This window comes from Streptomyces sp. NPDC093149 (genome assembly GCF_044754145.1).
Classification (GTDB): domain Bacteria; phylum Actinomycetota; class Actinomycetes; order Streptomycetales; family Streptomycetaceae; genus Streptomyces.
Genome location: NZ_JBIVON010000002.1, coordinates 563,684 through 586,367 on the forward strand (window position 1 = coordinate 563,684; position 22,684 = coordinate 586,367).

Annotated in this window: 17 protein-coding genes; 15 read left to right on the forward strand and 2 right to left on the reverse strand. The window is 69.6% G+C overall.

The features are described 5' to 3' along the window. The 11 genes from ACIQCZ_RS09035 to ACIQCZ_RS09085 form a co-directional block, all read left to right on the forward strand. On the forward strand, positions 1-3,196 hold a 3,196-nt coding region (locus ACIQCZ_RS09035; RefSeq protein ID WP_402280877.1), incomplete at its 5' end, for an Rne/Rng family ribonuclease. Between the two features lie 525 nt (positions 3,197-3,721). Continuing rightward, positions 3,722-4,042, forward strand: coding sequence for a 50S ribosomal protein L21 (gene rplU, locus ACIQCZ_RS09040; protein WP_030921216.1), 321 nt, complete (start codon positions 3,722-3,724; stop codon positions 4,040-4,042). A 14-nt stretch (positions 4,043-4,056) separates the two neighbouring features. Beyond that, positions 4,057-4,314 (forward strand): 50S ribosomal protein L27, encoded by a 258-nt coding sequence (gene rpmA, locus ACIQCZ_RS09045; protein WP_018103204.1) that lies wholly within the window; start codon positions 4,057-4,059, stop codon positions 4,312-4,314. Positions 4,315-4,475: 161 nt separating this feature from the next. Continuing rightward, on the forward strand, positions 4,476-5,912 hold the full coding sequence (gene obgE, locus ACIQCZ_RS09050; RefSeq protein WP_402280880.1) for a GTPase ObgE: 1,437 nt from the start codon (positions 4,476-4,478) through the stop codon (positions 5,910-5,912). Positions 5,913-6,424: 512 nt separating this feature from the next. Beyond that, a complete protein-coding gene (locus ACIQCZ_RS09055) occupies positions 6,425-7,924 on the forward strand; it encodes a D-ribitol-5-phosphate cytidylyltransferase (RefSeq protein WP_376222118.1) in 1,500 nt (499 codons plus the stop codon). Positions 7,925-8,072: 148 nt separating this feature from the next. Beyond that, positions 8,073-10,103 (forward strand): hypothetical protein, encoded by a 2,031-nt coding sequence (locus ACIQCZ_RS09060; protein WP_402280883.1) that lies wholly within the window; start codon positions 8,073-8,075, stop codon positions 10,101-10,103. A gap of 156 nt (positions 10,104-10,259) precedes the next feature. Beyond that, a complete protein-coding gene (locus ACIQCZ_RS09065) occupies positions 10,260-11,471 on the forward strand; it encodes a glycosyltransferase family 2 protein (RefSeq protein WP_402281265.1) in 1,212 nt (403 codons plus the stop codon). A gap of 142 nt (positions 11,472-11,613) precedes the next feature. Further along, positions 11,614-12,684, forward strand: a complete 1,071-nt coding sequence (locus ACIQCZ_RS09070) for a glucose-1-phosphate thymidylyltransferase (protein WP_351086814.1) — start codon at positions 11,614-11,616, stop codon at positions 12,682-12,684. Beyond that, positions 12,681-13,667, forward strand: a complete 987-nt coding sequence (gene rfbB / locus ACIQCZ_RS09075; protein WP_402280885.1) for a dTDP-glucose 4,6-dehydratase — start codon at positions 12,681-12,683, stop codon at positions 13,665-13,667. Before ACIQCZ_RS09070 ends, rfbB begins: the two co-directional genes overlap by 4 nt. Then, on the forward strand, positions 13,664-14,548 hold the full coding sequence (rfbD, locus tag ACIQCZ_RS09080; protein WP_402280887.1) for a dTDP-4-dehydrorhamnose reductase: 885 nt from the start codon (positions 13,664-13,666) through the stop codon (positions 14,546-14,548). The genes rfbB and rfbD overlap by 4 nt, the downstream gene beginning before the upstream one ends. Before the next feature lie 156 nt (positions 14,549-14,704). Beyond that, positions 14,705-15,499 (forward strand): class I SAM-dependent methyltransferase, encoded by a 795-nt coding sequence (locus ACIQCZ_RS09085; RefSeq protein WP_402280889.1) that lies wholly within the window; start codon positions 14,705-14,707, stop codon positions 15,497-15,499. A 66-nt stretch (positions 15,500-15,565) separates the two neighbouring features. Here the strand turns inward: ACIQCZ_RS09085 and rfbC are convergent, their stop codons facing one another. Both rfbC and ACIQCZ_RS09095 read right to left on the reverse strand, forming a co-directional pair. Continuing rightward, on the reverse strand, positions 15,566-16,165 hold the full coding sequence (gene rfbC / locus ACIQCZ_RS09090; RefSeq protein WP_402280890.1) for a dTDP-4-dehydrorhamnose 3,5-epimerase: 600 nt from the start codon (positions 16,163-16,165) through the stop codon (positions 15,566-15,568). 116 nt (positions 16,166-16,281) lie between these two features. Continuing rightward, positions 16,282-18,321 (reverse strand): glycosyltransferase family 2 protein, encoded by a 2,040-nt coding sequence (locus ACIQCZ_RS09095; protein WP_402280891.1) that lies wholly within the window; start codon positions 18,319-18,321, stop codon positions 16,282-16,284. A 520-nt stretch (positions 18,322-18,841) separates the two neighbouring features. Here ACIQCZ_RS09095 and proB point away from each other — a divergent pair. From proB to ACIQCZ_RS09115, 4 genes are all read left to right on the forward strand, one after another. Then, a complete protein-coding gene (gene proB / locus ACIQCZ_RS09100) occupies positions 18,842-19,975 on the forward strand; it encodes a glutamate 5-kinase (RefSeq protein ID WP_402280893.1) in 1,134 nt (377 codons plus the stop codon). 144 nt (positions 19,976-20,119) lie between these two features. Beyond that, on the forward strand, positions 20,120-20,620 hold the full coding sequence (locus ACIQCZ_RS09105) for a hypothetical protein (protein WP_402280895.1): 501 nt from the start codon (positions 20,120-20,122) through the stop codon (positions 20,618-20,620). A gap of 95 nt (positions 20,621-20,715) precedes the next feature. Further along, entirely contained in the window at positions 20,716-21,999 is a 1,284-nt protein-coding gene (locus ACIQCZ_RS09110) for a glutamate-5-semialdehyde dehydrogenase (protein WP_402280896.1), read from the forward strand. A gap of 67 nt (positions 22,000-22,066) precedes the next feature. Beyond that, positions 22,067-22,663: a hypothetical protein gene (locus tag ACIQCZ_RS09115; RefSeq protein WP_376281634.1), complete on the forward strand. Its 597-nt coding sequence runs from the start codon at positions 22,067-22,069 to the stop codon at positions 22,661-22,663. Positions 22,664-22,684: the final 21 nt, after the last annotated feature.

Genomic DNA, 22,684 nt, shown 5'->3' on the forward strand with positions numbered 1-22,684 from the left:
CGCCGAGACGGTTGTCGAGGCCGAGGAACCGGTTGCCGAAACCGCCGAGGCCATCGAGGCCGTCGAGCCCGCCGCCGAGACCGTCGAGCCCACCGAGGCCGAGGGCACCGCGCCGCGTGGTCGTCAGCGCCGCCGGGCCACCGCGGCCGCCGGCCGGCCCGAGTTCACCGGCAAGGTCGAGGAGCCCGTACGCAAGAGCCGTCGCGCGACGCGCCCCGCCGTGGCCGTGTTCCAGGCGCCGGTCTTCGCCGAGCCGATGTTCCAGACGCCGGAGACCGCGGCCGCCGCCGCTGCCGCCTCGCGTCGCGAGGAGATCGAGGAAGAGCCCGAGACGGTCGAGGAGTCGACCGCCACGACCGAGGCCCCGGCCGCCGAGGCCGCGCCGCAGGCGGGTTCGCGTCGCCGCCGCCGTCGTCGCGGCGAGGCCGCCGAGCCCGAGCAGGCCGCCGCTCCCGCGGTGGAGGAGCACGTCGAGGACGAGCACGAGCACGAGGGCGAGGCCGAGCCCGAGGGCGAGCACGAGGAGACGGACGAGTACGGGGACCGGCCCTCGCGCCGTCGCCGTCGGGGTGGCCGTCGCCGCCGTCGTGGCGAGACCAGCGAGGGCGACGAGGGCGCCGAGCAGCACGGTGACGAGGCCGCCGCCGACCTTTCCGAGGACGACCAGGAGCGCGCTCAGGAGCCCGAGGAGGAGGACGAGGAGCACGAGGCGTCCGCCGCGGGATCCAGCAGCAGCCGACGTCGTCGCCGCCGTCGCCGTCGCAGCGGTGATGTCGTGGCCGACACCGAGAGCGGCGCGGACGACCCGGAGCGTACGGTCGTCAAGGTCCGCGAGCCCCGCCGCAAGGAGGAGCGGGAGCCCGGCACCGGCTTCGACGAGGTCCAGTCGATCAAGGGCTCGACCCGTATGGAGGCGAAGAAGCAGCGCCGCCGCGAGGGTCGTGAGCAGGGTCGCCGCCGAGTCCCGATCATCACCGAGGCCGAGTTCCTGGCCCGCCGCGAGGCCGTGGAGCGGGTCATGGTCGTCCGCCAGAACGGCGAGCGCACCCAGATCGGCGTCCTCGAGGACAACGTGCTCGTCGAGCACTACGTCAACAAGGAGCAGGCCACCAGCTACGTTGGCAACGTCTACCTGGGCAAGGTGCAGAACGTACTGCCGTCCATGGAGGCCGCCTTCGTCGACATCGGCAAGGGACGCAACGCGGTCCTGTATGCCGGCGAGGTGAACTTCGAGGCGCTCGGCATGGCCCACGGGCCGCGTCGTATCGAGACCGCGCTCAAGTCCGGCCAGTCCGTCCTCGTCCAGGTGACCAAGGACCCGATCGGCCACAAGGGCGCCCGCCTGACCAGCCAGGTCTCGCTGCCCGGCCGCTACCTGGTCTATGTGCCCGAGGGCTCGATGACCGGTATCAGCCGTAAGCTCCCCGACACCGAGCGGGCCCGGCTGAAGACCATCCTCAAGAAGATCGTTCCCGAGGACGCGGGCGTCATCGTCCGCACCGCGGCGGAGGGCGCGAGCGAGGACGAGCTGCGCCGCGACGTCGAGCGGCTGCAGCAGCAGTGGGAGGACATCCAGAAGAAGTCCAAGAGCACCGGCAGCTCCAACGCGCCGACGCTGCTCTACGGCGAGCCGGACATGACCGTCCGGGTCGTCCGCGACATCTTCAACGAGGACTTCTCCAAGGTCATCGTCAGCGGCGACGGCGCGTGGGAGACCATCCACGGCTACGTCTCGCACGTGGCGCCCGACCTGACGGACCGTCTGTCGCGATGGACCTCAGAGGTCGACATCTTCGCGACGTACCGGATCGACGAACAGCTGATGAAGGCGCTGGACCGGAAGGTCTATCTGCCGAGCGGCGGTTCGCTGGTGATCGACAAGACCGAGGCGATGGTCGTCGTCGACGTCAACACCGGCAAGTTCACCGGTCAGGGCGGCAACCTCGAAGAGACCGTCACCAAGAACAACCTGGAGGCGGCCGAGGAGATCGTGCGCCAGCTGCGGCTGCGCGACCTCGGCGGGATCGTCGTCGTCGACTTCATCGACATGGTGCTGGAGTCCAACCGGGACCTGGTGCTGCGCCGACTGCTGGAGTGCCTGGGACGCGACCGTACGAAGCACCAGGTCGCCGAGGTCACCTCGCTGGGCCTGGTCCAGATGACCCGCAAGCGGGTGGGCCAGGGTCTGCTGGAGTCCTTCTCCGAGACCTGTGTCCACTGCAACGGGCGCGGCGTGATCGTGCACATGGAGCAGCCGACCTCGGTCGGTGGCGGCGGCAACGGCAAGCGTGCCAAGAAGCGCGGCCGGGGCGGTGCGGGCCACGAGCACGAGCACGAGCAGATCGTCGAACTGGACCACGCGCACATCGCGGAGGGCGAGACCGAGGCCGAGTTGGCCGCGGAGGTGGCCGCCCCGGTGGCGCTGCCCGAGCCGGAGTTCGTCCCGGACGAGGAGCTGTACAGCAGCCCGGCCGAGGCCGAGGCAGCCGCTTCGCGTGGCCGTGGCAGGCGCCGTGCGACCCGTAAGGCATCGGCTCCGGCCGGTGCCCCGAAGGCCGCGGCTCCCGCCCCGGTCGTCGAGCCGGAGCCGGTGGTGGAGGCCGTGGAGCCGGAGCCGGTCGTGGAGCCGGTGGTGGAGCCCGAGGCGGTTGCCGAGGCCCCTCAGGGCCGTACGCGCCGTCGTGCGACCCGTAAGGCCACCGCCCCGGCGGGCTCGCCGGCCCCGGTCGAGCAGGTCGAGGAGCCGGTGCCGGCTGCGGCCCCGGTCGTCGAGGCCCCGCAGCCCGAGGCGGCACCCGAGGAGGTGGTCCCCGAGGCCGCCCCGCCGCGTGCCCGTCGCCGGGTGACCCGCAAGGTCACTGCCCCCGCCGGTTCGCCCGCAGGTGCGGACGGTGCGGAGGTCGTCGTGGTGACCGGCTCCACCGAGCCGAAGCCCGAGGCCGAGCCGGCCGGGACCGTCGAAGCCGGCGAAGCCCCGGAAGCTTCGAAGGTGGAGGCCCCGGCCAAGAAGGCGGCCCGCAAGACGGCCAAGAAGGCCACCGCCAAGAAGGCAGCCACCAAGAAGACGGTTGCCAAGAAGACGGCTGCCAAGAAGACCGTCGCGAAGAAGACGACGGCCAAGAAGGCGGCGGCGAAGAAGACGGTCGCCGCGGAGAAGCCGGCGCAGGCCGCCGTCTCGGCCGGTACCGAGGCGTAGGCGGCAGCGAGGTACGGCTGCGGAGGGACCTTCTCCGCAGCCGTACGACATGACACGACGGCCGGTGGGCCGCACCTCGACAAGGGGTGCGGCCCACCGGCCGTCGTGCGTGACCCCGGTGACTGCTCAGGACCCGTCCGTCGGCCCGAACCGGCCCGACCGGCCCAACGGCCCGGTGCACGGCCCTGCGGGCGCCCGAGGAGCCCTGCGGCGTCCCTGCCCCGCTGACGCCGGTCAGGAGGCCGTCAGCGGCGTCGGCGGGCCGTCCGCGGCCGGACAGGGGTGAGCCCATGGACCCGGGAAGGAACGAGCCGGAGAACGCGGGGTGGGAGACGGGGCCCGGTTTGACCCTCCGGTCGGTGGCCCGTAACCTTGCCCATCGGCGTGTTTCCGTATGCGCCTGTCCCTGAGCAACCCCCTCCCGTCATCGGTGAGAGGCCGCTCGTCCATTCGGATCACCTCGGGCCCCGGCCCGCGTGAGCGGCTGGCATCAGGGGCTCCGTTCCGAGCGAGAGAGAGATCCGCGTGTACGCCATCGTGCGCAGCGGTGGCCGCCAGCACAAGGTTGCTGTCGGTGACATCGTTGAGGTTGACAAGATTTCCACTGCCCAGGTTGGCGACACGGTCGAGCTCTCGACCCTGCTCGTGGTCGACGGCGACGCCGTGACCAGCGACCCGTGGGTGCTGGCCGGGATCAAGGTCCAGGCCGAGGTCGTGGACCACCACAAGGGCGCGAAGATCGACATCCTTCGCTACAAGAACAAGACCGGCTACCGCCGTCGCCAGGGTCACCGCCAGCAGTACACGGCGATCAAGGTCACCGGTATCCCCGCGGCTGCGAAGTAAGGGACTGAGGAGACATGGCACACAAGAAGGGCGCATCGTCCACCCGGAACGGGCGCGATTCCAATGCTCAGCGGCTCGGCGTGAAGCGCTTCGGCGGTCAGGCCGTCAACGCCGGTGAGATCCTGGTCCGCCAGCGCGGCACCCACTTCCACCCGGGCACGGGCGTCGGCCGTGGCGGCGACGACACGCTGTTCGCACTCGCCGCCGGTGCGGTCGAGTTCGGCACGCACCGTGGCCGCAAGGTCGTGAACATCGTTCCGATCGCCGGCTGATTTTCGGCGCTCGTCGAGCGGTTTCTGCGGAGGCGGACCTCACTTCCTGTACGGGAAGCGGGTCCGCCTTTCGCGTGTTTCTCCCATGAGAGACGGCTTTCTCCTATGCGGGACAGCGCGAGTGAGACATTTCTGCATGTATGTAACTGGAGGTTCCCACCATGACCACCTTCGTGGACCGCGTCGAGCTGCATGTCGCCGCGGGTAACGGAGGCCACGGCTGCGCCTCCGTACACCGTGAGAAGTTCAAACCGCTCGGCGGTCCGGACGGCGGCAACGGCGGCCGCGGCGGCGATGTGACCCTGGTCGTCGACCAGGACATCACCACGCTCCTCGACTACCACCACCACCCCCACCGCAAGGCCACCAACGGCCAGCCCGGCGCGGGCGACAACCGTTCCGGCAAGGACGGCCAGGATCTCGTCCTGCCGGTGCCCGACGGCACGGTCGTGCTCGACCGGAACGGCAACGTGCTGGCCGACCTGGTCGGCCAGGGCACCACGTTCGTCGCCGGCCAGGGCGGCCGCGGCGGCCTCGGCAACGCCGCGCTCGCCTCCGCCCGGCGCAAGGCCCCCGGCTTCGCGCTGCTCGGCGAGCCCGGCGAGGCCCGGGACATCGTCCTGGAGCTCAAGACCGTCGCCGACGTCGCCCTGGTGGGTTACCCGAGCGCCGGGAAGTCCTCACTGATCTCCGTCCTGTCCGCGGCCAGGCCGAAGATCGCCGACTACCCCTTCACGACCCTCGTCCCGAATCTCGGCGTGGTCACCGCGGGCAGCACCGTCTACACCATCGCCGACGTCCCGGGCCTGATCCCCGGCGCCAGCCAGGGCCGCGGTCTCGGTCTGGAGTTCCTGCGGCACGTGGAGCGCTGCTCGGTGCTCGTGCACGTGCTGGACACCGCGACGCTGGAGTCCGACCGCGACCCCGTCTCCGACCTCGACATGATCGAGGAGGAGCTGAAGCAGTACGGCGGACTGGAGGACCGGCCCCGCATCGTCGTCCTCAACAAGATCGACATCCCGGACGGCCAGGACCTGTCCGACATGATCCGCCCGGACCTGGAGGCGCGCGGCTATCAGGTCTTCGAGGTGTCCGCGGTCGCCCGTACCGGACTGAAGGAGCTCTCCTTCGCGCTCGCGGGGGTCGTCGCCGAGGCGCGTGCGGCCAAGCCCGTGGAAGTGGCGACCCGTATCGTGATCCGCCCCAAGGCCGTCGACGACGCGGGCTTCACCGTCACCAAGGAGGAGGACGGCCTCTACCGGGTGCGCGGCGAGAAGCCGGAACGCTGGGTCAGGCAGACCGACTTCAACAACGACGAGGCCGTCGGCTACCTGGCGGACCGGCTCAACCGTCTCGGTGTCGAGGACGAGTTGATGAAGACCGGTGCCCGTGCGGGCGACGGTGTGGCCATCGGTGCCGAGGACAACGCGGTCGTCTTCGACTGGGAGCCCACCTTGGCGGCGGGCGCGGAGATGCTCGGGCGACGCGGCGAGGACCACCGTCTCGAAGCGCCGCGCCCGGCGGCGCAGCGCCGCCGCGACCGTGAGGCCGAACGCGACGAGGCGCAGCGCGAGTTCGACGACTTCAATCCGTTCTAGTGCCGCAACAGGCAACGTTCGCCCTGTCACGACGCCCGGCACGCACTCTCGCCGCACCGGCCGGAAGCCCAAGTACGTCCAGTACGAGGGCTTCTGTCCGGCACGTCGGGAGCACGCACCGGACACCGCTCCTTCACGGGCAAACATTGCCTTCCGCGGCACTGGTGCCCCCGGGCGCGGCACCGGACCGTTCCGTCGCGGCAGTTGCTCTCCGGGCCGTCCGCCGTGGTCGACCCCGTCGGACGGGCCTGCTCCACCGGCCCGTCCGACGGTGCGGCATGCCCTCCGCGTCGCGCAAACGGGGGATCCGAACCCGCTCAAGGGTGATTCATGCCGCTCAACCGTGTGGTGTCGGTCACCCGGTCGGGACGGATCAATTCGGGTATTCGCCCTGATCGCAAGGCACCACAAGGTTTCGACAGGGCATGCGGCGGCCGACGTCCACCTTGCGAGACGGTAACGGAGAGTGCAACCATCGCTGTATCTCCCAGCCCTCGCAAGGTAGGTCGTCTGTGTCTGCTCAGCACATAGCCAAAGCCCGAACCACAGCAGTCGTGCTCGCCGGCGGTACCGGCCAGCGCGTGGGACTGTCCATCCCCAAGCAGCTGCTGAAGATCGCAGGCAAGGCTGTCATCGAGCACACGCTGTCGATCTTCCAGCAGGCCGACTCCATCGACGACGTCATCGTGCTGATGGCTCCGGGCTATGTGCCCGACGTGGAGAAGATCGTCGCGAAGGCCGGACTCACCAAGGTCACCAAGGTGATCGAGGGCGGCTCCACCCGTAACGAGACCACCGAGCGCGCCATCGCGGCCCTCGGTGAGGGCCTGGCCGAGGGGGAGGACCGCAACGTCCTGTTCCACGACGCCGTGCGCCCCCTGCTCTCGCAGCGGGTCATCAAGGACTGCGTCGACGCCCTCGACCGCTACCAGGCGGTCGACGTCGCCATCCCCTCCGCGGACACGATCATCGTGACCCGCACCCACGGCGGCGACGGCGAGTTCATCACCGACGTGCCCGACCGTTCCCGGCTGCGCCGGGGCCAGACGCCGCAGGCCTTCAAGCTCTCCACGATCCGCCGGGCCTACGAGGTCGCCGCGGGCGACCCGAACTTCCAGGCCACCGACGACTGCTCGGTCGTCCTGAAGTACCTCCCCGACGTGCCGATCTACGTCGTCGCGGGCGACGAGTACAACATGAAGGTCACTCAGCCGGTCGACGTCTTCATCGCGGACAAGCTCTTCCAGCTGGCGTCCACGGCCGTCCCGCAGCCGACGGACGACGCCGCCTACCGCGAGCTGCTGACGGGCAAGACCCTCGTCGTCTTCGGCGGCTCGTACGGCATCGGTGCGGACATCGCGACGCTCGCCGAGTCCTACGGCGCCACCGTCTACGCCCTGGGCCGCTCCACCACCGGTACCCACGTGGAGAACCCGGAGCACGTCGACGACGCGCTCTCCAAGGCGTACGCGGACACCGGCCGCATCGACTACGTGATCAACACCGCGGGCGTGCTCCGCATCGGCAAGCTGGCCGAGACGGACAACACGACCATCCAGGAAGCGCTGAACGTCAACTACCTGGCACCCGTGCAGATCGCCCGTGCTTCCTACAAGTACCTCGCCGAGACCAAGGGCCAGCTGCTCCTCTACACCTCCAGCAGCTACACCCGGGGCCGCGCGGAGTACAGCCTCTACTCGTCCACCAAGGCCGCCATGGTGAACCTCACCCAGGCGCTCTCGGACGAGTGGGCGGGCGACGGAGTGCGGGTGAACTGCGTGAACCCGGAGCGCACCGCCACCCCGATGCGCACCAAGGCGTTCGGCGACGAGCCCGCGGGCACGCTGCTCTCCTCCGAGGCGGTCGCCAGGACCTCCCTCGACGTCCTGCTCTCCGAGATGACCGGCCATGTCATCGACGTACGGCAGCAGGACCCGACCCGCGGCGCCTCCGAGGCGTCGGGCTTCGAGCAGGCGCTGGCCGCTGTCCTGGACCGACAGGCCGATGTGTAATACTTCTTGGTAATCGACTATTCGGACCCCTGCAGTTCGCCATGTGCGAACTGCAGGGGTCCGAATTCGTGAAGCTCTGGCTTCACATTTCCCTCGCAAGGTAATCAGTCGGCACCCTCGGAAGCGGTACTTCGTGATTTCGAAAGCCATGCGCTTGGCTCGGGTGGGCAGTGGTTCGGAACTGGCCGCCGCTCTCCTGGTGGCTGTGGGGTTCCCGTGCGTCATGCTCGCGGCGATAATCCCCAATCTCTGGTTCTTCGCCGCGGCGACCGCGGTCACCTATCTGGCGGACCGATATCTGCACCACTGCGGCAGCTATCTGATCAACCGGCTCGCCGCAGTCCGCGCCGGACTGTCGATCCGCTTCCTCGTCCGTCAGCTGCTGCTCATCCTGCTGCTCTCCCGCATGGGATACGGCGAGCAGACGCTCTTCTACGTGACGGTCGCCTGCCTGCTGGCCTTCTACGGACTCCAGGCGCCGCAGAGCGCGATGGTCACCCTCATCCGGCTGCGTCGCAAGCTTCCGGTCGTCACCCGCAACATCGACCTCAGGTCGGTGCGGATAGGGGACGCGCCGCCGCAGATCCTGATGAGCAGGCCCGCGGAGAAGATGCTGCACCTGGACATCTTCTCGATGGTGGGGGTGCTGCTCGCGGTCGAGACCGGCAAGTACGTCATCGCCTATGCAGGCCTGGGTCTCACGCTCGTCCTCGCGGTCGGCTATCTGGCGGCGCTCCTGCCGTACGTCCGGCCGAGCCGACTCGTACCGCCGGAGACCAAGGTCCTCAACGCGGTGGGCGACTGGCTCGCCGAGTACCGGCCGACCGTGATGCTGTACTTCTCCGGCTCCAAGGACTCGGCCTACCAGGTCAACATGTGGCTGGAGACGATGGCCCGGCTCGGCGGACGGCCGCTGATCTGTCTGCGTGAGCGCAACATCGTCCCGCAGCTTGCCGGCACATCGGTGCCCGTGCTCTGCGTGCCCGGTGGTGTGCACCTCATGAACCTGGACCTCTCGTCGGTACGCGTCGCGCTCTACGCGGCCAACGTCGGCAAGAACATCCATCTGCTCCGGGTGCCGACGATGAAGCACGTCTTCATCGGCCACGGCGACAGCGACAAGCTCGCCAGCGTCAACCCGTACAGCAAGGCCTACGACGAGGTCTGGACCGCGGGCCGGGCCGGCCGCGACCGTTACGCCCTGGCCGACGTCGGCGTGCGCGACGAGGACATCGTCGAGGTGGGCCGCCCGCAGCTGGCCGCCATCCAGCCGTGGTCCGGTGCGCCGGGGAACCCGATTCCGACCGTGCTGTATGCCCCCACCTGGGAGGGCTGGGACGACAACCCGGGCAACACCTCGCTGCTGCTGGCCGGCGAGAACATCGTCAAGCGGCTGCTGGACTCCGCACAGCCGATCCGCCTGCTCTACAAGCCGCACCCCTTCACCGGCACCCGCAGCGCCAAGGCCAAGGCCGTGCACCTGCGCATCACCGAGATGATCGAGCGGGCCGCCGCCGAGCGCGCCACCGACCCCCGCTGGGCGGCGGAATCGTCCGCTCTGCGGGGCGAGCAGGCCGAGGCACGGGCCGAGATGGCCCGTATCGAGGCGCGGCTGGCCGAGCTCTCCAGCGGCGGTCGCATCGCCCGGGACGAGGCGGAGCTGTCCCGGGACTCGCTGGCCGACCCGGCGCGCGAGGCCGAGACCGCACGGCTCAAGGACGAGTGGAACGCCGCGTCCTGGCGTGCTCAGGGCTGGTGGGAGCACCGGGTCATCACTGGTGCCCAGATGCGGCTGTACGACTGCTTCAACGAGTCGGACGCCATGGTCTCGGACATCTCCAGCGTGGTGTCGGACTTCATCGCGAGCGGCAAGCCGTACGCGGTCACGGACTCGGCGGAGCTGGGCGTGGAGGAGTTCCGACGGCAGAACACCGCGGTGCGCGCCGCAGTGATCCTCTCCAACTCGGCGGTCGAGCTGGACACCCTGCTCGCCGCGGTGAAGGACCCCGGTGCGGACACCCTCGCCGAGGACCGGCGCGAGCTCAAGCGGTACCTCCTCGGCCCGGACGAGCCCACGTCGCTCATGCAGTTCGACGCCGCTGTGAAGGCGCTCGCGGCCAAGTCGGAGGCGCGGAACGCCGGGGTGGCGAAGAGCCTGGGCGAGCCCGTCGGCGGCTGAGCGTCCGCCATCCGCATTACATGATCGAATAAGGCCCGGCACACCTCGCAAAAGGTTGTGCCGGGCCTTTGTGATGAGCGTCACCATTTGAATGCAGGGCAGTAGACAACCAATGCGGCGGTCAACCTGTCTTGTGTTTGTGTGAACGAGACGCAAATTCCTGATGTGACTGTGGTTGTCGGTGCGTATGAGGCGATGCCCTACCTCATTCGCTGTCTCGAATCCGTGGAGGCGCAGACCATAGGCGCCGAGCGGATCGAAATTGTCGCAGTCGACGACGGTTCCACCGACGGCACAGGCGAGTATCTGGAGGAGTTCGCAGCCCGGTCCAGGGTCCCGACCCGAGTGATCAGACAGAAGAACTCCGGCGGCCCCAGCGGACCGCGCAATGTGGGCCTCGGCCTGGCGCGCGGACGTTATGTGTTCTTCCTCGACGCGGACGACTACTTCGGCGAAGAGGCACTGGAGCGGATGGTGGCCATGGCCGACCGCGCGGGCACCGATGTGGTGCTGGGCAAGGTGGTCGGCGTGAACAGGGGCGCGCCGCAGTCGATGTGGGGGGCCACCAGGACGCGCGTCGACGTCTACAACTCCAAGGTCATATACACGCTGAGTGCACAGAAGCTCTTTCGGCGGGATTTACTGGAGCGTCTCTCCTTGAGGTTCGACGAGAATCTCAGGACCGGCGAGGACGCCCTCTTCACCATGGAGGCGTATCTGCGCGGTGCGGGAGTCTCCGTGATATCCAACTACGTCTGCTATTACCTGGTGGGCCGCGACGACGGGAAGCACGTCACGAAGAGCGGCACCTATGAATGGCGTTTCGAGTCGATGCGCGCCATGATGGCGCTCATTCACCGGCTCGAGCCGGCGGGGCCGAAGCGCGACTTCCTCATGGTCCGGCCTTTCACGGTCGGTATGCTGCAACAGTTCGGACCGGGCGTGCTGAAGAATTCCGAGGAAGTCCGGCGGCACAAGATGGAACTCGCGGCTCCGCTGATGGACGCCTATTGGGACGACGGAGTGGCCCGGTTGATCAAGGTGGGCGAGCGGCTGCGGCTCGCCTGCGTGGCACGGGGCCGCATGGACCTGCTGGTCGACGTACTGCGGTACCTCCGGGCGAAGAAGGTCCCGGATGTGGTCGCCTCGCGCTCCGGCGACAAGCTCTACCTCGCGTACCCGCACTTCCGTGAGAGGTCGGCCGGTCTGGCCGACTCCACCTACGAGGTCACCGTGCCCGACTGGCACGACGGCAAGCGCATCGAGCGGCCGCAGGTCGCGGCCCGCAGGGCCTCCCTGTCCAGGCGTGTGGCGCGCAGGATGCGCCGGGACGTACGCCGCTGGAAGGCGCGGCTGAGCATGGGATAGCCGACACTCCCGCACCGTGCGGGTACCCACGCCGGGCCCGCACGAGTGATTCACCGAAGAGCAAACCGAGAAACTCAGTAAAATTCGTCCGGACGTCGCGCTCCCGCGACAGGACCGACATCTCACCATGAGGACTGGTCACGTGAAGGCTCTCGTACTGTCCGGAGGGGCCGGCACCCGCCTGCGTCCCATCACCCACACCTCGGCCAAGCAACTGGTGCCCGTGGCGAACAAGCCCGTGCTGTTCTACGGCCTGGAAGCCATCGCCGAAGCGGGCATCACGGAGGTCGGCATCATCGTGGGCGACACCGCCCAGGAGATCCGCGAGGCGGTCGGCGACGGATCCCGGCTCGGTATCGAGGTCACGTACATCCCGCAGGACGAGCCGCTCGGCCTTGCCCACGCGGTGCTGATCGCCCGTGACTTCCTGGGGGACGACGACTTCGTCATGTACCTCGGTGACAACTTCATCGTCGGCGGGATCACCGGGCTGGTGGAGGAGTTCCGCACGGACAGGCCCGATGCGCAGATCCTGCTGACCCAGGTGCCGAACCCGACCTCCTTCGGGGTCGCGGAACTCGACGCCGACGGCCGGGTCGCGGCCCTGGAGGAGAAGCCGAAGGAGCCCAAGAGCGATCTGGCGCTCGTCGGCGTCTACCTCTTCACTCCCGCTGTCCACGAGGCCGTCCGCTCGATCGAGCCCTCCTGGCGCGGCGAGCTGGAGATCACGCACGCCATCCAGTGGCTGATCGACCAGAAGCGCGACGTCCGTTCCACCACGATCCGCGGTTACTGGAAGGACACCGGCAACGTCACCGACATGCTGGAGGTCAACCGGACCGTCCTGGAGACCATCGAGCCGTCCCACGAGGAGGCCGAGGTCGACGAGGAGAGCGAGATCATCGGCCGGGTCCGCATCGAGGCGGGGGCCAAGGTCAGCGGCAGCCGCATCGTCGGGCCGGCGATCATCGGCGCCCGGTCGGTGATCAGCGGCGCGTACGTCGGTCCGTTCACCTCGGTCTCCGAGGACTGCCGGATCGAGGACAGCGAGATCGAGTACTCCATCGTCCTGCGGGGCGCCTCCATCGCCGGCGTCCGCCGCGTGGAGGCCTCGCTCATCGGCCGTGACGTCGAAGTGACCCCCGCGCCCCGTTCCCCGTCCGCCCACCGACTCGTGCTCGGCGACCACAGCAAGGTGCAGATCTCTTCATGACCACCAACATCCTGGTGACCGGCGGCGCCGGCTTCATCGGCTCGCACTACGTCCGTACGGTGCTCGGCCCCGAGGGCCCCGGCGACATCGCCGTCACCGTTCTCGACAAGCTCACCTACGCGGGCAACCCGGCCAACCTCGACGAGGTGCGCGACCACCCCGGCTTCAGGTTCGTGCAGGGCGACATCTGCGACCCCGAGCTGGTCTCCAAGCTGATGGCCGAACACGACCAGGTGGTGCACTTCGCCGCCGAGTCCCATGTGGACCGCTCCATCGACGGCGGCGCCGAGTTCGTCCGTACGAACGTCGTGGGCACCCACACCCTGATCCACGCCGCGCACCTGGCCGGCATCAGGACCTTCGTGCACATCTCCACCGACGAGGTCTACGGCTCCATCGACGAGGGCTCCTGGCCCGAGACCGATCCGCTCGCGCCCAACTCGCCGTACTCCGCGGCCAAGGCGTCCAGCGACCTGATCGCGCTGTCGTACCACCGCACCCACGGCCTCGACGTGCGGGTGACCCGCTGCTCCAACAACTACGGGCACCACCACTTCCCCGAGAAGGTCATCCCGCTCTTCGTCACCAACCTGCTGGACGGCAAGACGGTCCCGCTGTACGGCGACGGCGCCAACGTCCGTGACTGGCTCCACATCGACGACCACGTCCAGGGCATCGAGCTGGTCCGCACGAAGGGCCGGGCGGGCGAGGTGTACAACATCGGCGGCGGCACCGAGCTGTCCAACAAGGAGCTCACCCGCCTGCTGCTGGACGCCTGCGGCGCCGACTGGGACACCAGCGTCACCTACGTCGAGGACCGCAAGGGTCACGACCGCCGCTACTCGGTCGACTGCACCAAGATCCGCGAGGAGCTCGGCTACGAGCCCCGCAAGGACTTCCGCACCGGCCTCGCCGAGACCGTGCAGTGGTACCGCGACAACCGCTCCTGGTGGGAGCCGCTGAAGGACCGGGCCGCGCTGTGAGCGCCGTCTGGCTCGTCACCGGAGCCGCCGGGATGCTGGGCCGGGACGTCCTGGCGCGGCTCGCCGGTGAGGACGTCACCGCGATCGCCGCGGACCGGGCGGCCATGGACATCGCGGACCCCGGGTCGGTGCGCGCCGGTTTCGAGAAGCACCGTCCCGCCGTCGTGGTGAACTGCGCCGCCTGGACCGCCGTCGACGACGCGGAGTCCCAGGAGGACGCCGCGCTGCGGGTCAACGGCACGGGGCCCGAGGTCCTCGCCGCGGCCTGCCGCGAACACGGGGCCGTCCTCCTCCAGGTCTCCACCGACTACGTCTTCGCCGGGGACGGCGAGAAGCCGTACGCCGAGGACGACCCCACCGGACCGCGCAGCGCCTACGGCCGCACCAAACTGGCCGGGGAACGGGCCGTGCTGGACACCCTTCCGGACACCGGTTACGTGGTCCGTACCGCCTGGCTGTACGGCGCGGGCGGAGGCAACTTCGTCCGTACGATGATCAAGCTGGAGGGTGTCAAGGACACCCTCGACGTGGTGGACGACCAGCGCGGACAGCCCACCTGGACCGTCGATCTGGCCGACCGGCTGGTCCGGCTCGGCCGGGCCGCCCTCGCGGGCAGTGCCCCCGCGGGCGTCTACCACGGCACCAGCGGCGGCGAGACGACCTGGTTCGGTTTCACCCGGGAGATCTTCCGGCTGCTCGGCGCCGACCCGGAGCGCGTCCGCCCCACGAACAGCGAGGCCTTCGTGCGGCCGGCCCCCCGGCCCGCGTTCAGCGTGCTGGGACACGACCGCTGGGCGACGGCCGGGATCGAACCGATCCGGGACTGGCGGGCGGCGCTGGAGGAGGCATTTCCGGCCCTCAGGGCCGCACAGCGATCATGATGGTCGAATGATCGTATTGAGGGTCGAATCCAATCGAATTCCAAAGAAGTGAACAGCGGAGGTTTACATACGGGGAAACGCTTACATCACAGTGCGGTCATGCGGTAACTTCGCCGGGGACCAGACCAGTTGGTTTTCTCCGAAGGGCTGCTCCACGTGAACCGCCATGACTTTCTGCGTCATTTGCACCGTGTCTACCGTCCTCGCAACTATTTGGAGATCGGGGTCAACGACGGCAGGAGCCTGGCCCTCTCGCGAGTGCCCTCCGTCGCCGTCGACCCCGCCTTCAAAGTGGTGACGGACATCAGTTGCGACGTTCACCTGGTCAAGGCGACGAGCGACGACTTCTTCGCCCGCAAGGACCCGCTGCTGCACCTGCGCAACGGCCGCAACCCGTTCCGCGCCCTGGCCCGTCGCGATCCGCTCAATGTGCTCGGCGGCGACCCGAAGCTGGAACTCGCCTTCATCGACGGCATGCACCTCTTCGAGTACGCCCTGCGCGACTTCATGAATGTCGAGAAGCACTCCCGCTGGTCGAGCGTGATCGTGCTGGACGACATGCTGCCGCGCGATGTCGACGAGGCGGCCCGCGACCGGCACACCAAGTACTGGACCGGTGACGTGTACAAGGTGGTGCAGGTGCTGCGCCGCTTCCGCCCCGATCTGGTCGTCGTCGAGGTGGACACGGCACCGACCGGAGTCGTCGTCGTGTTCGGCGCCGACCCGGAGAGCGACGTCCTGAAGAACGCGTACGACAAGATCATCGAGGAATATGTCGTTCCGGATCCGCAGGACGTTCCCGACGAGGTGCTGGTGCGCAAGAACGCCGTCCGGCCCGAGGCGCTGCTCGGCGCCGACTTCTGGCCGGCCCTGGCACGCGCACGCAATCTGCGCCGTCCCCGTTCGGCGTTCGCACCGCTGCGCGGACGCATCGAGGCCGTGACGGGCTGACCCGCCCGGACAGCCCGAAGCCCCCGTGATCCGTACGGAACCACGGGGGCTTCGGGCTGTCCGGGCTCAGCCGCGGGCGCGCAGCTCGGCGTAGTAGGCCTGGCAGTCCTCGTAGGACGGCAGCAGGCCCTGCGCCTCGGCCTCGGCCAGCGAGGGGGCCGCGGCGTCCTTCTCGGACAGGAGCGGAGTGATCCCCTGCGGCCACTCGATGCCGAGCTCGGGGTCGAGCGGATCGATGCCGTGCTCGCGACCGGGGGCGTAGCCCTCGGAGCAGAGATAGACGACCGTCGCGTCGTCCGTCAGGGCCATGAAGGCGTGGCCGAGCCCTTCGGAGAGATAGACGGCGTGATGGTCCACGTCGTCGAGGCGGACCGCCTCCCACTGCTTGTACGTGGGGGAGCCGACCCGGATGTCCACGATGACGTCGAGCACCGCGCCGCGTACGCACTTGACGTACTTCGCCTGGCTCGGCGGCACATCGGCGAAGTGGACACCGCGCAGTGTTCCCCGGCTGGAGACGGAGCAGTTGGCCTGCGCGAGCCGCAGCGTGTGTCCGGCCGCCTCGTCGAGCTCCGACGCCTTGAACCACTCGTGGAAGCTGCCGCGGCTGTCCGGGAAGACCTTGGGCTCGTGCACCCAGGCCCCTGCGATGGAGAGCTGCCGCATGCGATCACGTCCTTGTTCTGTTGCTCGTGGCCGAGGTTCTCGGCCGATGTCTGCTGATGGGTGCCGGCGCGTGCCGGTGTCCGCCGATGGGAAGCGTACGGCGGTACACGGACGGTTCAGCCGGTGAACCGGGCGGCGAGGCGACGCGCCCGCTTGCGGCCCTTGGCCGGCAGCCTGCGCACGATCGGACCGCCGACGGCACGCAGTGCCCGGCGGAGCCTGGCCTTCCTGCGCTTGGTGGTGATCCCGAGCATGATCGCGGGTTCGACCGCGGGCAGCTCGGAGGCGATGCCGATCCGGCCGTTCTTGCCGACGGTGACGTCACAGAGGTGAAACGGGGGGTTCTTGTCGCCGTCCAGCCGCACCGAGAGCTTCCAGGTGCCGGGCCGGACGCCGGGCGCTCGGTCGGGCACGGTGAGATGGGCCCGGCCCTCGGTGGGGCGCAGCACGGTGCGCAGCTGGTGCGAGGCCCCGTCCGCCCCGTCCGCCGGGCTCAGCACGAGCGTGGTCGTGAAGGGCTCGGTGGCGGGGGTCGTGAAGAGGTCCAGCCGGAGTTCGGTGCGGCCACCGGGGGTCCGCCGGACCGGACGGCCTTCGAGATGGTCGGCCAGCTTCTTGCTGCGCCGGGCGACATCGAGGGTGAGGTTGCCGTGCGGGTCGGTGAAGTACGGGATCACCGCGCGGGCCGGGGAGCCCAGCGAGGCCGGCACGCAGGCCGCGTCCACCTCCGGCGCCCGGTCGGCACCGAGCCGGGCCTTGCGGACCAGGCCGAGGCCGCGCAGCGGCACCCACACGTCCCAGAAGCCGCGCGATACGCGGCCGCGCCCCTTGACCGCCTCCGAGGAGATCTGGCCGCTGCCGTGCAGGACGACCTCGCAGACGTCGTCGCCGAGCTCCTCGACCCGGGCCGTGAAGGTCGCGGGGCAGGACCACTCCACGGCCGTCTCGCGGTTGCGCATCGCCAGTTCGGCGGAGAACCCGTCCATGTCGTCGGTGACGTCCAGGAGCTCATCGTCGGGCAGCAGGCCCTCGGTGATGTCGGGGTGCAGGAAGTAGCGCCCGTCGCGGCGCAGCAGGGTCAGCGGGGCCTGGTCGTCGCCGTGGACCAGTCGGCCGCTGATGGTGAGGGTGATCCTGCCGTTCGGCTGCCAGGCGAAGTCCTCCAGGCGGGCCGCGGCCTTGACGGACGCGGCGAACTGGGAGATCCGGACGAGGCCCTGGCGGTCGTTGTCGCGCAGCAGCGTGGAGCGCAGCCGGAGCACCGGGCCGAGTCCGTTGTGCACACCGTCGTCCATGAAGTCCGCGGCCAGGCCCTGGACGGCGTCGCACATCTCGTCGAGGTAGTCCGGCTCGTACTTGAGGACCGCGGGCTCGCTGAGGCGGCCGAGCATCTCGACGCGGTAGAAGCGGCGCAGCAGCCTGTCCCGGAACTCGCCGGGCTCGGTGTTGTCCACGACGACGTCGAGGACCTCACGGAGGTTGCCGTAGTAGCCGGACGGGACGATCTTCGCGGAGCCGGCGTTCTGGCCGTCGTCCCGCCGGGAGTAGTAGTAGCAGGTGTAGCTGCCGAGGATCGAGACGACCTTGGCGGGGAAGTACGCCTGCATCATGTAGAGCTGGTCCTCGAGCCGGCGCTTGCCCTCGGGGTAGGCGATGCCGTTCTCGCGGAGGAACTCCGTACGGAACATCTTGTGCGGGGTGAGGCTGTCGTACAGGGGCGCGTCGTGCAGGGTGCACTTCTCGCGGTCCGTCTTGAAGACGCCGTGCGGCACCCCGCGGAAGTTGCTGGCCACCTTGCCGATGACGATGTCCGACCCGTTGCGGTGGCCCATGTCGTACAGACGCTGCAGGGCGCCGGAGGCGAGGTAGTCGTCCTGGTCGACGAACTGGACGTACTCACCCTTCGCCTCGGCCACACCGATGTTGCGGGGCTTTCCGGGCCAGCCGGAATTCGGGATGGTGATGACACGGAAATGCGGGTGCTCCACGGCCAGCTTCTCAAGCCGTTCACGAGTGTCGTCCGTCGAGCCATCGTTGACGAAGAGAACTTCGAAATCCCCTGCAGGGAGGGTCTGCTTCAGAAGTGAGTCGATGCAGGGGTCGATGTACTTGCCCGGGTTGTATACAGGAATGACGACACTTACTTTGACTGGCATCGCTGCTGTCCCATGTCTGGTAGAGGTCCCTCTGACTGGCGGCGGGTGCGAGGGCCTGCGCTGCTGAGAATGGGCAGAGGAAGTCGCCCGCCGTGCACCCTATCGGCTATTAGATGACCGGGACGCCCGGATGGTTGCACGGCCGCGCGCACAGTGATTCTCCCGACAGTGCGCGGATGCCGTCCAAGGCTCTGAAGATTTATTCGATATTTACGTTCGATCGCTGAATGGAGGGGGCGGGCACCCGGATCCGGAAGCGCTACTTTCGGAATATGTGATTCCGGTGGCTTGGCCGTGCTGCCGGGATCCGGTGGCCGGGGAGGCCCGGATCCCAGGGCTCCGGCCCGGAGGTCCGGCCGCGGGGGCTCGGGTCCGGAGGTGCGGGTTCCCGGGCTTCGGCCGGGTGGCGCGGGCTCCGGGGCTCGGGTCGGGAGGCCTCGGTCCAGAGGGCGAAACGCACGGGCGCACCTTCCTCCGCTCGCGTAGATTGCGAGGGCTGGGCGAGGCCGAATCATTGGGGATGTACGTGTCAGGGGCAAGGCAGGGCGTCACAGAGGCCCGCAGGGTCGTGGTCAAGGTCGGATCCTCATCCCTCACGACCGCGTCGGGCGGCCTCGACGCGGACCGCGTCGACGCGCTCGTGGACGTACTGGCCAAGGTGCGCAGCGGTGGGGAGCGCGAGATCGTGCTCGTCTCCAGCGGCGCCATCGCGGCCGGACTCGCCCCGCTCGGCCTGCACCGCCGGCCCAAGGACCTGGCCAGACAGCAGGCCGCGGCCAGCGTCGGCCAGGGACTGCTCGTCGCCCGTTACACCGCCTCCTTCGCACGTTACGGCGTACGCGTCGGCCAGGTGCTGCTCACCAGCAACGACACCAGCCGCCGCGCCCACTACCGCAACGCCTGCCGCACGCTCGACCAGCTGCTGGACATGGGTGCGCTGCCGATCGTCAACGAGAACGACACCGTTGCCACGGACGAGATCCGGTTCGGCGACAACGACCGGCTCGCCGCGTTGGTCGCCCATCTGGTCCGCGCCGATCTGCTGGTCCTCCTCTCGGACGTGGACGGCCTGTACGACGGCGACCCCAGCAGGCCGGGCACGTCGCGGGTCGCCGAGGTGGCCGGTCCCGAGGACCTCGCGGGCGTCACCATCGGCAGCGCCGGGAAGGCGGGCGTCGGCACCGGCGGCATGGTGACCAAGGTCGAGGCCGCCCGGATCGCCACGGCCGCCGGAGTCCCGGTCGTCCTCACCTCGGCGAGCCGGGCCGCCGACGCCCTGGCCGGCCGCGACACCGGTACGTACTTCCACCGCACCGGACGCCGCTCGGCGGACCGGCTGCTCTGGCTCGCCCACGCCTCCACCCCGCAGGGCTCGCTGACCCTGGACGACGGGGCCGTCCAAGCGGTCGTCGAGCGGCACAGCTCGCTGCTGCCCGCCGGAATCGCGGCGGTCGAGGGCGAGTTCACCGCGGGCGACCCGGTGGAACTGCGCGATCTCGAAGGCCGCCCCGTGGCCCGCGGACTGGTCAACTTCGACGCCAAGGAGATCCCGCAGCTGCTCGGCCGCTCCACCCGTGATCTGGCGCGGGAACTCGGTCCGGCATATGAGCGCGAGGTCGTACACAGGGACGATCTCGTCCTCCTGCACCCCTGACAGACCCCCTGAAACGGCTGAAAGTCCAGCCTCAGGACGGAGACCTTCACCAAAACCGCCCCATTCTCGGCCGAGGACTGGTCAACTTTGTAACGGGGACACAGCGGGGTACAGCACAGTGAACGCATTCACAGGAGGCCGCCGGTGAGACGAGCGCGCCCGGGGGCGCCACCCCGAGGAACGGGTGGCCGGGCCCTGACCAGCGTCGGAGCAGGTGCCGGCTTCGACGGGAGCCGGTCCATGGACCGCAGGGACGACCGGACCACCGGACCGGAGCCGACGACGGCGGGGGAGCGACGTACCCCGTCGAGACTCTGGCACGTCACGCTCAGTGTCTCGGGCGCCGCGATCCCGCTGAAGGAGGTCAGACGCGGTCTCGAACAACTCGCGCATGACCACCCCTTCCTGCTGACCAGCCGGTACGCCGACGACCGCGCGGAGATCCGCTACTGGGAGGAGGCGCGCGATCTGCACGACGCGGCGGCCGTCGCGCTGCGGCTGTGGGGGGAGCACCGCTCCACCGCCGGGCTTCCGCCCTGGGAGATCGTCGGCCTGGAGGTCATCGACCGCGAGACGTACCACCAACGCGTCGCCGAGGGATACGGGCCGCCCCCGGCGACCCCGGTCGGCGTCCACCCGTACTGAGCACGGAGACGGTCCTGGGGGGACAGGCCCGGACAGTTGTCTCGCATCACGGGATACGTGACGGATGCCCGCAGTGTGCGCACTACTCTGCGGGCATGACCACGCTCTCGCCGTACGACAACATGTCCCCGGTCGCCCAGGCCGCCTACCGGGCACGCTCCGCCGCCGCCGACATCGCGCCGCTGCCGCGCGCGGCGAAGGACGACGCGCTGCTGGCGATCGCGGACGCGCTGGAGGTGCGGACGGACGAGATCGTCGCGGCCAACGCCGAGGACGTCGCCCGCGCCCGCGAGGCCGGGACCAGCGAGTCGATCGTCGACCGGCTCACCCTCACCCCGGAGCGGATCCGGGCCATCGCCGCCGACGTCCGGGACGTGGCGGCGCTGCCCGACCCGGTCGGCGAGATCGTCCGCGGCTCGACCCTGCCCAACGGCATCGACCTGCGGCAGGTCCGGGTGCCGCTCGGCGTCGTCGGGATCATCTACGAGGCCCGGCCCAACGTGACGGTCGACGCCGCGGCCCTCTGCCTGAAGTCGGGCAACGCCGTCCTGCTGCGCGGCTCGTCCTCGGCCTACGCCTCCAACGTCGCACTGGTCCGGGTGTTGCGCGACGCGGTCGGGGGATCCGGTCTCCCCGCCGACGCGGTGCAGCTGGTGCCGGGCGAGAGCCGCGATTCGGTGCGGGAACTGATGCGGGCCCGTGGCCTCGTCGACGTCCTCATCCCGCGCGGCGGCGCCTCGCTGATCCGCACGGTGGTCGAGGAATCAACCGTTCCGGTCATCGAGACGGGCACCGGCAACTGTCATGTGTACGTGGACGCGCAGACCGATCTCGACATGGCCGTCGACATTCTGATCAATTCCAAGGCGCAGCGCCCGAGCGTCTGCAACGCGGCCGAGACGCTCCTGGTCCACAAGGACGTCGCCGCGCAGTTCCTGCCCCGCGCCCTGGACGCGCTGGCCGAGGCCGGGGTGACCGTGCACGGCGACGAGCGGGTGCTCGAACACGCCGAGGGGTCCAAGGCCACCGTGGTGGCGGCCACGCCGGAGGACTGGGAGACCGAGTACCTCTCGTACGACATCGCCGCGGCCGTCGTCGAGTCGCTGGACGCGGCTGTCGCGCACATCCGGCTCTGGTCCTCCGGGCACACCGAGGCGATCGTGACCACCTCCCAGGCCGCGGCCCGCCGCTTCACCCAGTTGGTGGACTCCACCACGGTGGCCGTGAACGCTTCCACCCGCTTCACCGACGGCGGTCAGTTCGGCTTCGGCGCCGAGATCGGTATCTCCACGCAGAAGCTGCACGCCAGGGGCCCGATGGGGCTGCCGGAGCTGACCTCGACGAAGTACATCGTCACGGGCGACGGCCACGTGCGGTGACGGTCCGGGTGCGGTGAATGTTGCGAGCTCCCTGCCCAGAACGACCGGGCGGGGCTAGTCTGGAGCCGTGCCGGACGACGTGGGGGGCAGGCCGTTCCCGGACGGCTGGGAGCCCGACGACGACCGCGGGGGCGCGGACGAGGACTTCGCCTCCGTGGTGTTCGACGAGGACTTCGTACGGGCCGCCGAGTTCCATGAACCCACCGCGGTGGAGCGGCTGCTGGCGGCGGCGCAGGCGCGTGCCGAGGCAGAGGCGTCCCGTGCGCGGGCGGGCGGCGGCCCGCTGGACGACGAACTCCACGACGGGCCGGGCGGCCTGTACGGCCGCGGGAGCGCCTACGACGACCCGCTGGACCCTGACGACGACGCGTACGGCAGCGGCCCCTACGGGCGCCACGGCGGTGCTCTGCGCCCCTACCGGGGCGCGGCGCGCTGGCACCGGCCGGTGGCCTGGCTGCTCGCCGTGCTGATGGGCATCGGAATGGTCGCGCTGGCCTTCAGCGCCGTCTACCGCAACACCTCGGGCAGCAGCCGTCAGGACCCTGCCCCGCCGCCCGCCACCACGGGTGTGGACAGCGCCCCGGGGCCCGTCCCCAGCGCCATCCCGTCGACCTCGGTCGGACATCTCCGACCCACGGTCTCGGCGGTCCCCCGCACGGGCTGAGGCCGCGGGTCCCGTCGGCGG

Bases quoted from the DNA above. Each gene is read 5' to 3' on its own strand.
- rpmA (WP_018103204.1), top strand. From the start codon at position 4,057: ATGGCACACAAGAAGGGCGCATCGTCCACCCGGAACGGGCGCGATTCC.
- obgE (WP_402280880.1), top strand. From the start codon at position 4,476: ATGACCACCTTCGTGGACCGCGTCGAGCTGCATGTCGCCGCGGGTAAC.
- ACIQCZ_RS09060 (WP_402280883.1), top strand. From the start codon at position 8,073: ATGCGCTTGGCTCGGGTGGGCAGTGGTTCGGAACTGGCCGCCGCTCTC.
- rfbB (WP_402280885.1), top strand. From the start codon at position 12,681: ATGACCACCAACATCCTGGTGACCGGCGGCGCCGGCTTCATCGGCTCG.
- rfbC (WP_402280890.1), bottom strand. From the start codon at position 16,165: ATGCGGCAGCTCTCCATCGCAGGGGCCTGGGTGCACGAGCCCAAGGTC.
- ACIQCZ_RS09095 (WP_402280891.1), bottom strand. From the start codon at position 18,321: ATGCCAGTCAAAGTAAGTGTCGTCATTCCTGTATACAACCCGGGCAAG.
- proB (WP_402280893.1), top strand. From the start codon at position 18,842: ATGTACGTGTCAGGGGCAAGGCAGGGCGTCACAGAGGCCCGCAGGGTC.
- ACIQCZ_RS09110 (WP_402280896.1), top strand. From the start codon at position 20,716: ATGACCACGCTCTCGCCGTACGACAACATGTCCCCGGTCGCCCAGGCC.